Origin of the sequence: Methylobacter luteus IMV-B-3098 (assembly GCF_000427625.1) — a bacterium.
Lineage (GTDB): Bacteria > Pseudomonadota > Gammaproteobacteria > Methylococcales > Methylomonadaceae > Methylobacter > Methylobacter luteus.
In genome coordinates, this window is the sequence record NZ_KE386569.1 from 324,278 (window position 1) to 338,579 (window position 14,302).

The 14,302-nt window shown below is 52.4% G+C and carries 11 protein-coding genes; 7 read left to right on the top strand and 4 right to left on the bottom strand.

What is annotated here, in order from left to right:
• The first annotated feature begins 313 nt into the window (after positions 1-313).
• The 4 genes from METLU_RS0103565 (at position 314) to METLU_RS0103580 (ending at position 4,479) form a co-directional block, all read left to right on the top strand.
• A complete protein-coding gene (locus tag METLU_RS0103565; RefSeq protein WP_027157035.1) occupies positions 314-1,552 on the top strand; it encodes a YcjF family protein in 1,239 nt (412 codons plus the stop codon).
• Positions 1,552-3,021, top strand: coding sequence for a GTPase family protein (locus METLU_RS0103570; RefSeq protein ID WP_231383537.1), 1,470 nt, complete (start codon positions 1,552-1,554; stop codon positions 3,019-3,021). The genes METLU_RS0103565 and METLU_RS0103570 overlap by 1 nt, the downstream gene beginning before the upstream one ends.
• Before the next feature lie 151 nt (positions 3,022-3,172).
• Positions 3,173-4,093, top strand: a complete 921-nt coding sequence (locus METLU_RS0103575; protein ID WP_027157037.1) for a DHHA1 domain-containing protein — start codon at positions 3,173-3,175, stop codon at positions 4,091-4,093.
• 197 nt (positions 4,094-4,290) lie between these two features.
• Entirely contained in the window at positions 4,291-4,479 is a 189-nt protein-coding gene (locus METLU_RS0103580) for a DUF6726 family protein (RefSeq protein WP_027157038.1), read from the top strand.
• A 99-nt stretch (positions 4,480-4,578) separates the two neighbouring features.
• On the opposite strand, the gene METLU_RS24405 is transcribed toward METLU_RS0103580, so the two are convergent.
• Entirely contained in the window at positions 4,579-5,793 is a 1,215-nt protein-coding gene (locus METLU_RS24405; RefSeq protein ID WP_036242828.1) for an aminotransferase class I/II-fold pyridoxal phosphate-dependent enzyme, read from the bottom strand.
• 413 nt (positions 5,794-6,206) lie between these two features.
• Here METLU_RS24405 and METLU_RS24410 point away from each other — a divergent pair, with 413 nt between their 5' ends.
• Together METLU_RS24410 and METLU_RS0103595 are read left to right on the top strand one after the other, a co-directional pair.
• Positions 6,207-9,173, top strand: coding sequence for a UvrD-helicase domain-containing protein (locus METLU_RS24410; protein ID WP_231383538.1), 2,967 nt, complete (start codon positions 6,207-6,209; stop codon positions 9,171-9,173).
• On the top strand, positions 9,170-10,099 hold the full coding sequence (locus tag METLU_RS0103595) for a glycerophosphodiester phosphodiesterase (protein ID WP_027157039.1): 930 nt from the start codon (positions 9,170-9,172) through the stop codon (positions 10,097-10,099). The genes METLU_RS24410 and METLU_RS0103595 overlap by 4 nt, the downstream gene beginning before the upstream one ends.
• Before the next feature lie 345 nt (positions 10,100-10,444).
• Here METLU_RS0103595 and METLU_RS0103600 read toward each other — a convergent pair whose 3' ends face one another.
• The 3 genes from METLU_RS0103600 to METLU_RS28245 form a co-directional block, all read right to left on the bottom strand.
• Positions 10,445-11,566 (bottom strand): glycoside hydrolase family 5 protein, encoded by a 1,122-nt coding sequence (locus tag METLU_RS0103600; protein ID WP_027157040.1) that lies wholly within the window; start codon positions 11,564-11,566, stop codon positions 10,445-10,447.
• A 29-nt stretch (positions 11,567-11,595) separates the two neighbouring features.
• Positions 11,596-13,287, bottom strand: coding sequence for an ABC transporter ATP-binding protein/permease (locus tag METLU_RS0103605; protein ID WP_036243479.1), 1,692 nt, complete (start codon positions 13,285-13,287; stop codon positions 11,596-11,598).
• Between the two features lie 116 nt (positions 13,288-13,403).
• Positions 13,404-13,577 carry a hypothetical protein gene (locus METLU_RS28245; protein WP_196806489.1) on the bottom strand — a complete coding sequence of 58 codons (174 nt, stop codon included), beginning with the start codon at positions 13,575-13,577 and terminating at the stop codon, positions 13,404-13,406.
• Positions 13,578-13,741: 164 nt separating this feature from the next.
• On the opposite strand from METLU_RS28245, the gene METLU_RS0103615 reads away from it, so the two are divergent.
• Positions 13,742-14,107 (top strand): thiol-disulfide oxidoreductase DCC family protein, encoded by a 366-nt coding sequence (locus METLU_RS0103615; RefSeq protein WP_027157042.1) that lies wholly within the window; start codon positions 13,742-13,744, stop codon positions 14,105-14,107.
• Positions 14,108-14,302: the final 195 nt, after the last annotated feature.

Sequence of the window (14,302 nt, forward strand, 5' to 3'; positions counted from 1 at the left end):
GACCCGGGGCACTTGTATAGCGGCGGTATGGCTCTTGGTGAATGCGAATTCATTCGCACTTACGTGAACTTTGCTGGCTTTCGGCAGGGGCAGCTCAAAAGGTGTACCGCCGCCATTTTGATGTTCCTGCCGACAGCCTTTACTTTTCATGGATCAATGGAACCAGGTGGTAAAATCTTCGCTCATAAAGAGAAAGCAGTTAGATTGTTCATGAATGATTCCCATTGGGTTTGCTAGAAGAAAAACAAAATATGCGAAAAGATGGGCGCTCGCATGAGTCTTTTTTATACAAACTCAATATTTTTAAAGTTTTATGTCCAAATTCACCAACTGGAAATCCTGGTCGGGAAAAATCAGCAATCCATTTTCAAATACCTCCGCCTATATTGACAAGATCATCAAACCTCAAGTCGATAAGGCTGCGGAAGATAAAATAAAAGCCATCCACGAACGTTTGCCGGTGCCTGTATTCTGGCTATTGGGTAAGACGCAGAGCGGCAAAAGCTCAATCATCAGGACATTGACCGGCTCATCCGCTGCGGAGATCGGCAATGGCTTCAAACCGTGCACGCGCACGGCCATGCTGTTCGACTTCCCCGATGCCGAAACGGCGTTTCTGCGTTTTCTCGATACCCGAGGACTGTCCGAGAAGGGCTATGATGCCAGCGAAGATATGAAATGGTGCGAACAGCAGGCACATCTTGTGATCGTCGTGATCAAGGCCATGGATCACCAGCAGGAATCGGTTCTTTCGGCACTAAAGCAAGTTCATGAAGCGCATCCGAAATGGCCGATCATCGTAGCTCAGACGGCTTTGCATGAGGGCTATCCCGGCCGAGCCATGGCGCATATCCAGCCTTATCCGTTTGCCGATGGCCGAATAAGTGAATCGGTGCCCGCAGATTTGCGTTGTTCGCTGTTAAAGCAGCGCGAGTATTTTGCCGGCATTGCCGCCACATTTGTGCCGCTTGACTTCACTTTGCCGGAAGATGACTATGCGCCGGCGGATTATGGCCTGGATGCCTTATGGGATGCCATAGAGCTGGTTTTGCCATTGGGTCTTCGGGCCATGTTGGAAGGCCATATCGGTGCTATCAATGATGTTTACTGGCAGGCCGCGCACCCGCATATCATCGGCTATGCGATTTCAGCCGGGCTGGCCGCCGCGATTCCGGTGCCGGCAGCCAGTCTGGGCACCGTGGTTGCGATTCAGAGTAAATTATTTCATAGCATTGCCCATGTATATGGCTTGCCATTGACCAAACAGAGTATCAGGGAAATCATCAGCGCCGTCGGCATGGGCGTGTTGGCAGGCATGGGAGGCCGCGAACTGCTCAAACTGATTCCGGCTTATGGACAGACAGTTGCGTTGAGTGTCGCCGGTGTTTATACGGCAGCTGTCACCTATGCCTTAGGTAAAACGCTGTGCTTCTATTTCAGTAAAACCCAGCAAGGGAAGGCATTGCAGGCGGATAAGTTGCGTGAAGTGTTCAATGCGGAATTCGCCCGCGGCGGGGAACTGCTACGTAATTCCATAAAGAAACAGGTTTAATGATGCGCCTTCCTTCAAGCTGGCCTTGGGCTATTGTATTCCTGCTGCTGGTTCTGCCATGGCTTGCCCTGGTCGCATTGGGCGTTTTCTGGCTGTGGCAAAACCATTATCTGGTCACGGGGCTCGTAATACTGGCTTCGTTCTACGGCGCGGCCACGCTTTTGAATCACTGGTTGAAACATCGGCAAATAGAACCCTTCCAGTTGCCGGACGTGCAGGCCGATGAGCGCTGGTCGCCTGCCGCCCAAGATATTTGGGGCGAACTGGATAAGCTGATAGAAGAGCTCAATCCGGCCGATTACCCGCTGACCGACAGCGCGCGTTTGCTGCAGCTGGTGCAGCAGGTTAATCGCAAAGTGGCGCGTCATTTTCGGCCCAGAGCGGGTAAAGCCGAACTCGATATCCCGTTGCGCAATATCCTGTTCATTACCGAGCAAGTCAGTCGCGATATGCGGCAATTACTGGATGAGAAAGTCCCTTTCAGTCATTTGCTGACCATCGATGAAGGTCTGAAACTTTGGAAATGGAAGCAAAGACTGGAAAAAGGGCACTTCATCTACCGCATGGGCAGGATGCTGCTCAGTCCAACCACTGCGATACCGGCCGAACTCTCCGGTTTCTTTCAGGGCAAAGTGGCGCAATATCCGCGCGGGCTGCTGGAGCAGTGGCTACTGCGAACGCTAGTCAAGAAAACCGGCTACTACGCCATTGCCCTGTACAGCGGGCAATTAGCGCCGCCGGTGTTGGCCGAGCCGGAGCCGCAACCCGGATTGGCGCCGGAAATGAAACAGCCTTTGCGTATTCTGGTGGTCGGGCAGTTGAAAGCGGGGAAATCCAGCCTGATCAATGCGATGCTCGGCGAACTGCGCGCCGCGGCACATGTCTTGCCGCTCACTGATGAATTGACCGTCTATAAGCTGAAGCAGGATGACAGCGGCGTAGTGCTAATCTTCGACAGCCCCGGTTATGGCGATGAAAGCCATTGGTTCGAAAAAGAGCCAGAGCGCGCCCTGGGCGGCTTTGATCTGGTGCTGCTGGTCTGTTCGGCGACACAGGCGGGGCGCGAGGCTGATGCCCAATTTCTGGCCGACTTGCGCAACTGGTTCGATCAACGCTTGCACCGAAGCATGCCGCCCGTTTTAGCCATAGTCACGCACATCGATCAACTGCGCCCCCTGCGAGAATGGCAACCGCCCTATGACCTACAAACGCCGCAAAACGACAAAGCGCGCAATATTCGAGAGGCGCAGGAAACGGTTGCCGAAGCCTTGCGCATCCCTGTGTCTGATTGCATACCGGTCAGCCTGCAGACAGGCACCAACTATAACATTGACGCTATTTGGGCGGCTCTTGCCGATAAATGGCCTGAAAGCAAACGCGCTCAGTATTTGCGTTGTCTGCCCGAAGGCAGGAGCAAAGAAAAATTACGCTTGATATGGACGCAGATGGCTAATTTAATAAGAATATAATAAGTTGAGTTTTGGCATAATAGAGATCCGCCGCTTTAATCCGGCAGTCGTGCGCTGCCCAGGCAGGGCGTAAGCGAGACATTGATCGCAACAGCAGAATGAGGCGGCTGATAAGGCTTCACAAGATTTAGCAGTATTGAAAATAACAATAATGATAGAAAAATACGAAACACTGGTCATTTATCATGCCGATTGTCTTGATGGGTTAGGCGCCGCCTGGAGCGCCTTTTGCAAACTGGGCGAGCATGCCCGCTACATTCCCGCACGCCATGGCGATGAGTTCCCTGCGTTTGAGCCGGGAACAACAATTTATATACTGGATTTCTCCTATTCGCCTGAACAATTACTTATGGCCGCGGAGCAGGCAGGCCAGATCATCCTGATTGATCACCATATTACCGCCATGGAGCAATGCGAGGCTTTTTTTTACAAAAATTGCTCCGGAGAACTTTTCGCCTCGAAGCCCAGTGCAGTATTGTCCGCATCGGAAGCCAAGCCTCAGCCCTTGCCGGAAAACCTGTCCCTGCATTTTGATATGAAACGAAGCGGGTGCGTACTGGCCTGGCAATATTTTTTCCCGGAGCTTCAGCCGCCCACAATCCTGTTGCACATCGAAGACCGCGACCTCTGGCTGTTTAAGTTGGCTGGCACGCGCGAAATAACCAGCGCGCTTTATGAACGAATGCCGATGACGTTGCCTGAAATGGGCGCGATCGATCTGGGTGAACTTCTGGAAATAGGCAGAATATACATCGATTTCCAACAAAAAATAGTCAAAAGGCTCGCCAAGATTGCCCATCCGATCTCACTGAAGGGACAAAAAGGGCTGGCCGTTAACGCACCATCTTCTTTCTCTAGCGAGCTCGGGCACGTTTTGGCCGAGAAATCGGGGACATTCGGCCTGACTTACCAGTATGACGGCAGAAAGCAAAAGTGGCAGTTTTCACTGCGTTCTATCGGCGATTACGATGTCGGACATTTGGCGCAGGCTTTTGGCGGAGGCGGACATAAGAATGCCGCCGGTTTTGTATTGGACGATAATCCGTTTATCGCGGGAAAGGTTGTCGAATAGCGCTTATGCATTTACTGCATTCATCACGTCCTGGTAATTCAGCAGCCTAAAGCACGAATTTGTCAGGGTACGCGATGCATACCCTACAGAGCTGTCTAATTAGCGTTCGGTGAACTTAAATCTGAACTATTTTTTCGCTGAAAATCAAGAACAGGAGGCTTTGCCATCCTAATTTATAAATTCGTTGGAGATTAAAAATGAGCATAAAGAATATCGTATTATTGCTGGCCATGGCTGGTGTCATGCAAGGCTGTGTTTTGACCAAAGTGGCTACGGTACCGATGCGTTTAGGCGCCGCCGTGATTTCGATCGTACCCGGTGTGGGCAATACTGCGCATGATGCGATCGATGAAGCGGCAGAATCCGTTGATGATGTTCCAATTTGATTTATTGCCGGAATAATAGTTAGCAGAACTATTCTCGCACATGCTGTAGCAGGAGTATTAGCCTCATTAATCGGGGTTAATACTCCTGGCTGGGTTTCTTTATGATTTCTTTTCCAGCGCCTGCGGAAGATTGCGGGCGATCGCCTTAACAAAGCTGTGAATATCCTCGGCCGAATGATGTCTCGTCAACGTGAAGCGGATACCCGATTTGCGCCGCGAGACGGCCGGGTAAACAGCATGGTTCGTGTAAAAACCTTCGTCCTGCAGGCGTTTGACCATGTGGGCGGCGACATGAGGATGTCCCAGTTTGATGTAAAAAATAGGTGATTTTGACGGAGTCGCTAAAGGTAGTTCATATTCCTTAAACAGAAGGTTGCACAGCGAGATGCGATCTTTCAGTTCCTTTTGCAGGCGCTCGATTTCGGGCGACAGATGAATGCGGGTTGAAGCAAGCGCGGCGCCCAGCATGGGCGGCTGGATAGGGCCTGAGAAAATCATGGGGCCGCCGCAGTTTTTAACCAGGCGATGCATTTGTGCCGATGGGAAGATCAGCACACCGCCTCCGGCCGAGAATGCCTTGCACAAAGACGTGGCAACCACCATGCGTTCCTGAATGGGCATCTTGTCGAGGACGTAACCCCGGCCATGTTTGCCGGTCCAGCTCATGCCATGCGCGTCATCAAAGTACAGATGCAGCTGTTCGTAGCGCTGTAACAGTGCGCCTAAAGCGCCCACGGGAGCTAAATCGCCAAACATGCTGTAGACCCCATCTGTCAGATACCAGATATGGTTATATTCAGGGCTCAGTGCGTTAATGCGCTCTTCCAGTAGCTCCAGGTTGCCGTGGGGCAGGACTTCGACCGGAACGCCTTCTACCTTCACGAGTTTTGCAGCCGTTTGAACACTGTTGTGCACCATCTGGTCGATAAGGATTACATCGCCTTTCTGGATGAGGACGGGGAGGGCAGCCATATGACCCAATGTTGTCGTGGGCGTGACCAGCGCATAGCCCCCGAATAGTTCCTCCAGCAGTGCCTCCAGCTCCTTGTAGGGTGTGGCGGAGAGATAGGTTCTTGAGACAGCAAACTGTGTACCATAGCGCATGACGGCATCAATAGTGCCTTGTCTAAGCCGCTTATCCAGTTCCAGGCCCAAATAACTGCAGAGCGCGAAATTGACCATATGTCTGCCGTTCAGGCAGATCGTCCTCCCATTGTAAAACTCGTCTTCAGTCGTATGCTGAGCTAGGCCATGATTAACCCCGGCGGTTATTATTTCGTCAAAAGCGGTTACCCAGCTTGATTTAATAGCCATTAAATATTCCTAACTGAAAGGGAGTTATTTTTACTGATCCTGCGATTTGAGGTGTATAGTAAATTCGCTTTTTTGTGACCTGCGTCAAACATTGACCGGGCCATGAGGATATTTTGCCGATCTGCAGTTTCTGATCTTTCCTGAAATCGATGGAATTGTTCAATTTGCGCCACAGTCGCCTTCGGCTAAACTATATATTAGGAGTGTGATAGACAGCCAAGAAGGGGACTGTGACGGGAGAAAGGTTAAATCATAAAGCTTAACTAAGACTTAACAATTACCCTATGATTTAAGAAATAACCGTGTTTTTAATGAATCCGCTTAATAAAATAAAGATAACCTATTACTATTAATAAGGATTATCTGATGAAATAATAGTGATTTATTAAATTTTATTAATATTTAAATCAAGCTTGGATAACCAACTCATACCTTATCAAACCAGCTTTTTAGCCAAGACATTCGCCGCGCACGCCTTGACTTATCGTTTATTGACGGTCGCCAGGCAGGGCATCGTGGTATCGGGCAATGAAACCCGCACAATCCCATTCTTGCGGATTGCTCCGGGCATAGCGATTGAACGAGGCTATTTCTGGGATGCCTTGGCAATTTATCTGGAAGACGGCCGGACTATTCGCTTTGGCGGTATCTCAAAGAAAAAGGCGGGCAGTCTTCAAGCCGAATTAAACCGGCAAACCCGAAACTATATTAAAAGTTTTTATCAGGCCATTATTCCCGATCTGAGGCAGGCCTGTCAGCAAGCCCAGGCTTTATTCCATGGCCAGCGTTACATCCGTCATGCTGTCGCCCTGCAATGGCTGAAAAACCATGAACATTTGCGCGACGGCGTTTCCCGTCCAGATATTTCGCACTATCTGTCTAGGGAAGAGAATCAGCTGATTGAGCTGATCCGGCCTTTCCTGGAAAAGGGCTACGACCATATCGCTAAGATCAATGACGCTTACGTCCAATTCCAGCTCAAGAAATACCGCGACTATTTCGACCGGATTGAGAGCAATCCTTTAACCGGCAGGCAACGCAAAGCCTGCGTGATCGATGAACAGCATAACCTGGTGCTGGCGGGGGCCGGAACCGGCAAGACCAGCACCATGATAGGCCGGGCCGGTTATCTTCTAAAGTCAGGGCTCGCGGCACCCGATCAAATTCTGATGCTGGCCTATGCCAATAAGGCCGCCAAGGAAATGGAGGAGCGCATTCACGCCAGGCTGGGCATTAGCACGCTGACGGTCAAGACTTTCCACAGCCTCGGCAAACAGATCATTACCGATGTCGAAGGCGCGGTGCCGGCCATTGACAAAATGGCCGAAGACGAAGCATTGAGAGCCAGGTTTGTCGATGACCGGATCAAACAGTTTTTACTCGATCATCACTATAAATCCCGGTTGGTCACTTACTTTACGCGCTTTATTTATCCCTATAAAAGCCAGTTCGCCTTTAAAACGGAAGGAGCCTATCACGCCTACATTCTGGAAAACGAAATCCGCACGCTACAGGGCGAACTGGTCAAGAGCTATGAGGAATGCGAAATCGCCAATTACCTGTACCGGCAGGGCATCGTTTACGAGTATGAAGCCAATTACCAGGTCAATACGGCCGGGCCGGATTTCAAAGCCTATCAGCCCGATTTTTACCTGCCCGGGTACGGGCTTTATATCGAGCATTTCGCCATCAATGAAAACGGCGAAACCCCGCCGTTCATCGACCGGCAAAAATACCTTGAAGGCATGGCTTGGAAGCGCGCGCTGCATGAAACGCATAAAACGCGGCTGATCGAGACTTTCAGCTATCAAAAACACCAGGGCGTACTGATCGATGCGCTCAGGACGCAATTAGTGGCGACCGGCGTTCAATTCAGACCCGTGCCGGATGATCAGCTGCTAAGCCGGTTGCGCGAATTCGGTGAAATATCCAGATTCAGCGAATTGATCGCGAAAGTCCTGGCCTTGTTCAAGGCGGCTTACCTGTCCGTAAAAGACCTGAGCAGCCTGGCGCACCAGCATGAAGACAAGGAGCGCATGCTGGCAGCGGTACTGCTGTTTGAGCCGGTTTACCAGGCTTACCAACAGCACCTGCACGACAACGGTACGATCGATTTTGATGACATGATCGGTAAGGCCATAAGTTATGTAGAATCCGGCCGGTATCGTTCGCCTTACCGGTATGTACTGGTGGATGAGTTTCAGGATATCTCGGCGAGCCGGGCCCGGCTGGTCAAAGCGCTGCTCGCGCAGCATGCCGATAACAGCCTGTTTTGTGTGGGCGACGACTGGCAGGCCATTTACTGTTTTACCGGCAGCGATGTATCGATCACGAGGGATTTTGAAAAACACTTCGGCTTTACGGCCACGAGCGTGCTCGACAAGACCTTTCGCTTCAACAATAAAATAGGCGAGGTCGCGTCCCGGTTTGTCAGCCGGAATCCGGCCCAGATCAAAAAGCGGATCCAGAGCCACAGTCAGGTAGATAAACCGGCTGTCTCGCTGATCAAGACCGCTGCCGAATCGATCGGCCTCGATGCCGCGCTGTTCAGCATCTCTCGAAAACAGCCTGCTGGCGCCAGCGTGCTGATTCTGGCCCGATTTCATTTCAGGCAACCCGAGCTTTCCAGTCTGAAACGCCAGTATCCAAACTTAAAGTTGCAGTTCATGACGGTGCATGCGTCCAAAGGCAAGGAGGCTGATTACGTGATTGTCCTGGGACTGGAACACGGCAAGCAGGGTTTTCCTTCGGAAAAAGCCACGCATGCGCTGCTGGAATTGTTATTGCCTGAAGCGGAAGACTATCAATACGCGGAGGAAAGGCGGCTGTTTTATGTCGCGCTGACGCGGGCAAGGCATCATGTGTATCTGATCACCGACGGCAACAAGGCGTCGAGTTTCGTCCGCGAACTGGTCGACGACCGATACGCCATTCTGGCCGATGAGTTTCAGGGGCACGGTTTCCAGAAGCAATTGGCCGATACGCCCTGCGAGCGCTGTCAAACCGGTTATATGATTGCCAGAAAAAGCCAGTACGGCATTTTTTACGGCTGCAATCAATATCCGCTCTGCAGCCATACGCAAAAAGGCTGCCCGAAGTGCGGCAGTGCCTTGATTACGAAGGGACGCTCCAGGGTTTGTAAAAACGGGGACTGTGAGGTTGAAGAACCGGTCTGCCCGAAATGCGGCGGAAGCATGATCCTGCGCAAAGGCAAGCACGGCCAATTCTGGGGATGCGCCAATTACCGGCCGCATGCCGGCTTTTCCTGCAATCATACCGAGCAGCCCCTGGACATTAAGACTCAAGCCGGACCGGCGAATCGAACTGTCGTTCCGGCCGGAAAAACATCCGTTGATAACAGGAAGGATAAACAAACATGATATTTGAACTGTACCCGCTACGGGCGGGAAGCGAGCGCCCGGCCGGCGTGCTGAATATCGCCCATCGCGGCGCGCGCGCGTTTGCGCCCGAAAACACATTGGCCGCTTTCGAGAAGGCGAAGCGCTTTGGTTGCCAGATGGTCGAGCTGGATGTGCATCTGTCCAAAGACGGCGAATTGATCGTGCATCACGATGAACAGTTGACGCGCTGCACCGATGCCAGAGTGAAATTTCCGGGCCTCAGCAGCTATATGATTTCCGATTTCACCTATGATGAGTTGCATCGGCTGGATGCCGGCAGCTGGTACGTCGAACAACTCTCATTGCCCGCTTATCAACGGCAGTGGTTTCTGCAAGGCTTGACCGGCGAAGAGATTGAGCAGTTTGTCAGCGTGCAGGAGCTCGCCTTCTACGCTTCCGGCGAGATCGGGCTGCCTACGTTACGCCAGGCGCTGGAACTGGCGTTAAGTGCAGAGCTAATGGTCAACATAGAGCTTAAAGCGCTGCCGCGCATGTACCCGGGCATGGCCGAGGCGGTCGTGGAACTCGTTGAGTCGCTGGGCATGGAAAACCGTGTCCTGGTTTCGTCGTTCGATCATGAACAGCTGGTCAGCGTGCGCCAGCGCTCAGACAGCATAGCGACAGGCGTGCTGACCGGTGACCGGCTCGCGAAACCGGGCGCCTATCTGGCGTTGCTCGATGCCGATGCCTACCATCCGGGCACCGATTCGATGGGATTTTACTCGTTGACGCGAAAGCTCGATCCGTGCGGAATTATCGATGTTCTGGCGTCAGGCCGCGCCGTCAATGTCTGGACCTGCAACGATAAGGATGAGATGCGGCAGTTGATCGCCGCCGGTGTGACCGGTGTGATTTCGGACTTCCCCAACCGGGTCCGCGATGTGTTGCTGGCATGCCAAGACTGATTAACTGATGTGACGCATCAGTTGAATTGAGACGGGTTTAAAAAGTACCGCCAGCGCGACGGTTGTTTGAATTCAACCCTACACACGCGCATCGCATCCTATTCAGGCGACGAGGTCCTGTGAGTTGAATGAAGATCGGTTTAACAACCTATCGCCAGCGCGGCAAGCAGGATAAAAAACGGCCCATGCCGTAACATCAGTGATTAATTATCCGCGAAGAACGCGAACGACTTGTAGGATACAGGAGGTAGAGCAATGCAAGAGCGGTTGCCGAGGACACGAAGAAAAAACATAACTTCGTGGTTTGCTGATTGATTAAACCACAGCCGGTTTTATTACCAACAATCAGGCAAAGCGATCAGGCAGCCAGCCGCGATTCACGCATTCCCGAAAGCTCCAGCCCTGCATGGTTTCTGTCTTGTAGCTCCAGAAAAACCAGCCCAGGTATTTCTCGAAAGTCGCCAGCTGAGCCGCGGCATAGCCGCGATAGGCGACAGACAGCTGGAACTCGTCCATGTCTGTCAATGTATGGTCGAAAGGTCCGTTCGCCCAGAGCGAAACCATTTTCAAATCCAGCCCCAGGCTCCATTCGCCGACATAAGTCGGCAGGCCTAAATGGCTTATGATGTCGTCGGCTTCATTTTTCCAGTCCACGGCGGCCTTTTTTATATGGCCGTAAATATCCGTATTAATGTCGGCAGGGTCAAAACACTGGTAGCGGTGGATATCGAACACGACATTGCTGAACCCGGGTTCCTGAAGAAAGCCTGTATATTCCGTGTAGGACCGAAAGCCGTCATGGAAGACCACGGCAACGTCGCGGGCCTGGCAGTATCTCCGTATCCGGTGGTAGCCTTCCGCCGTGTACCGCTTTAACAGAGCCGTATCGATGTCCCAGCGCGGCTCGTTCAAGACCTCGATGGCATGCAGGGCGGGCCGGCCGTGGTAGCGCTCGGCCAGGCGCTCCAGCACCCGCAGCGAGTAATCGATATAGTCCTGATGGGTATGCCACTCGCAGACGCTCTGGATGCCGCCGTTGTCAAAGCCGTTCTGGCAGCCGGGCGCGGCGTGCAGATCCAGCACGATCAGCAGCCCGTACTCCTCGGCCCAGTCGAAAGCGCGGTCGAGAATCTCCAGTCCGCCCTTAACATAGGGATGTAAGACCGGGCCATAGGCGCGATGGTAAGGGTAGTCCGGCTCGGTTATCCAGTGGCCGACCGGAATCCGGACCGCATTGATGCCGATCCGGGCCAGCCAGGCAAAATCCTCGCGCGTGATAAACGTATCCCAGTGCTTTTTCAGCAAGGGTTCGGCGCGCGGCCCCAGTTCCACGCAATAAGAAGTCTCGTCAACGGCTTTCAGGCCCTCGAAGAGACTGGGCGTCATCCATTTTTCCAGCAGCAGCCAGCCGCCGAGATTGACGCCGCGCAGCTTCTTGCCGCTTTTATTGTTAAATACCGGTTTCATTATACTGTCTAAAAGTGGCCTGGCTGTGGTTACAGCACAATCCGGCGCTGATGAAACGTCTCGGCCTTGGGCTCATTGCTGATCGTCAGCATGGAAGCCTCGGGCAGCATCTGGCAGATCAATTTCATCATCGCGATTTCGCCCTCTGAATCCAGCGAGTCGAATGCTATTTCCGCCAGAATCCACTTGGGGCGCTGCAACAGCAGCCGGACCACGCCCAGGCGCTGTTGCTGCTCGCGCGGCAACGCTTTTTCCCAGTTATCGACCTGATCAAGCTGCTCGATTAATTCCTGCAAACCTACAAGTTCGAGCATATCCTTAATCATGTCGGGGCTGAAGTCATCACTGGGAGAAGGATAACAGATGGCCTCGCGCAACGTGCCGGTCGGCAAATACGGGCGCGGCGGCATAAAAAAAATGTAGTCATCGTCGGGCAATTCGATGCGGCCTTCGCCCCATGGCCACAGTCCCGCTATGGCCTTGAACAGCTTGGAGCCGGTAAAGGCATTGCCGGCAATCAGAACCCGTTCTCCGGCCCTGATCTCGTCGTTGACTTCCGATGCGCAGACGATGCCGTCAAGCCGGCTGATGCACAGATTTTCGAAACGCAGGATAGGCTCATCCGTTTTTTTCAGCACAATCCGGTGCGGATCGGGACGCACGATTTCATCTTCCAGATCGTCCAATGCCTGGATCAGGCTCAATACGCGCTCAACCGAAGCCCGCCATTGGGCGACTGTAGCCATGTTATCGACCGGCCAGGACAGGGCGGAAGCCACATGCTGAAATGACTGGGCCGACTGCATCAGGGCACCCAATGTGATAGTTCCCAAAATAAAGCGCGGCGCCGAGACCAGAACGGGGACGGCCATCGATAAGACCGAATAGCCGGAAGTAAAAAGCAAAATATGCGCCCAGGCACGGGTTTGCCGGTCATAAGCGTCGATAATACCCTGGAAAAGCGTCTGAAAATGCTTTTTTTCATGGGGTTCGCCATGAATCAGGGCGATGGCCAGGGAGCTCTCACGGGCTTTCACAAGGCCGAAGCGGAAATTGGCCTCCACGGTTTGCCTGATATTAGTCGTCTTGCTTAAAGGCTGGCCTATCAACCAGCCCAAAGCCGAAGCACCAGCCGCATAAATCAGCGCTATCCAGACCAGATGCCCATAGATGGGCATTTCAATAAAGCCCAGATCAAGCGTAACGACGCCCGAAAGTGTCCAGAGAATTTCAATGAAACTGATCAGCACCAGCAAGCTGTAGAATAACGAGTGAAACAGGGCAATGCCGTCTTCAGTGGCAATACGGATATCTTCCGCGATACGGCTATCCGGATTATCGTGCTCGGCAGTCTGTATGTGGGTTACCTGATAATGACGGCCTTTGTTCATCCATCGACTGGTCACATGATCGGTCAGCCAGGCCCGCCAGCCGATCTGCAGACGCCGCTTGACTGTTAAATGTATGGCCGTGGCAGTCATGCTCGCCGCAAAAATCAGCACGAGAAGCCCGATCTGTTTGAATAAACCGGACATCGAGCGCTGCTCCAGCGCATCGAATAACGCAGCGCTCCATTCCGTGATGATGACGGCAATAAACATCTGCACGATGGTCAGTGCAATCAGGGCCAAGGTCTGTTTGCGAATGGTGGCCTTGTTTTCGGAATGCCAGTAAGGACCGGCAATACGTATGAATTGGATAAAAAAACCGCTGGATCCCATGAGGTGATTCTCCGCGTTGGGGTAAAACATTAAATAAAGCTCAGGCGTGATTTTGTAAGTTTTATGCCTGAGCCATGCGAATTCGATCAGTTAACGAAATCGACGCAACGCGGATTCTAGTCAGCCTGTCTTTCAACAGCCACAGAGGATGCCTCGGGGGCGGATTCCAGTTTGGCTTTTTCCTTTTCCTGTTGAGAAAGATAAGTTCCGCCGAGGATAAACGCCATGATCGCCATATAAACCACCGAAGCGATATAGCGGGCTTTTTTGGACTGTTCGTAACTATTCATCAGTATCTTAAAATTGTAAATTTGAAGGAATTCCCCATTAAATCAATCCTCATAGAGATGGTCAAGCCAATAAACAACGCCGGGAATCCGGATTGCTTCATGCTTGATTTGTATTTTGGGATTTGGCCAGGTGCTGCTCTGGCGCAGGCTCTGCAGAGGTGGTTATGGGTAAAGACAAGATTACGGTTTATTACGACGGCGCGTGCCCGAAATGCATCCGCGACAGGCAGAATTATGAAAAACTCGCGGGCAAGGGCGGCGATCAGGTCTGCTGGTTCGACATCACGGGGCAGGAGGGCCGGCTGCGCGAGTTGGGCATCGATCCCGGGAAGGCTTTGACGGAGCTGCATGTCAGCGATGAGCACGGGCGGATTGTGTCGGAACTGGACGCCTATATTTTGTTGATGAGCCGAGTGCCGATACTGAAACCCGTCGCCTGGCTGATCGGCCTGCCGCTGATCCGGCCATTGCTGGCCAGGATTTATCATCGGCAGGTGAACCGGCGGTTGAGGAAAAGAGGGTTGATTTGAGAGGCTTGTAAATTCTACAAGCACGTGCAGCACAAGGCTGGGTTGGAGCTTTAGCGTAAACCCGGCATGGGGAAGCTCGAAAGGCCGGGTTTAACAATCCAGCCTACCTCTGCTTGTCATATCTTGGACGTCCCACGGTCGAATGAATTCGACCCTACAAGAGGCAAACAGGAAAGGGTGTCAGCAATAGGACTG

Coding starts and splice junctions, on each gene's coding strand:
- METLU_RS0103615 (WP_027157042.1), top strand. CDS start 13,742: ATGGGTAAAGACAAGATTACGGTTTATTACGACGGCGCGTGCCCGAAA.
- METLU_RS0103600 (WP_027157040.1), bottom strand. CDS start 11,566: ATGAAACCGGTATTTAACAATAAAAGCGGCAAGAAGCTGCGCGGCGTC.
- METLU_RS0103570 (WP_231383537.1), top strand. CDS start 1,552: ATGATGCGCCTTCCTTCAAGCTGGCCTTGGGCTATTGTATTCCTGCTG.
- METLU_RS0103580 (WP_027157038.1), top strand. CDS start 4,291: ATGAGCATAAAGAATATCGTATTATTGCTGGCCATGGCTGGTGTCATG.
- METLU_RS0103595 (WP_027157039.1), top strand. CDS start 9,170: ATGATATTTGAACTGTACCCGCTACGGGCGGGAAGCGAGCGCCCGGCC.
- METLU_RS24405 (WP_036242828.1), bottom strand. CDS start 5,793: ATGGCTATTAAATCAAGCTGGGTAACCGCTTTTGACGAAATAATAACC.
- METLU_RS0103575 (WP_027157037.1), top strand. CDS start 3,173: ATGATAGAAAAATACGAAACACTGGTCATTTATCATGCCGATTGTCTT.
- METLU_RS0103605 (WP_036243479.1), bottom strand. CDS start 13,287: ATGGGATCCAGCGGTTTTTTTATCCAATTCATACGTATTGCCGGTCCT.
- METLU_RS0103565 (WP_027157035.1), top strand. CDS start 314: ATGTCCAAATTCACCAACTGGAAATCCTGGTCGGGAAAAATCAGCAAT.
- METLU_RS28245 (WP_196806489.1), bottom strand. CDS start 13,577: ATGAATAGTTACGAACAGTCCAAAAAAGCCCGCTATATCGCTTCGGTG.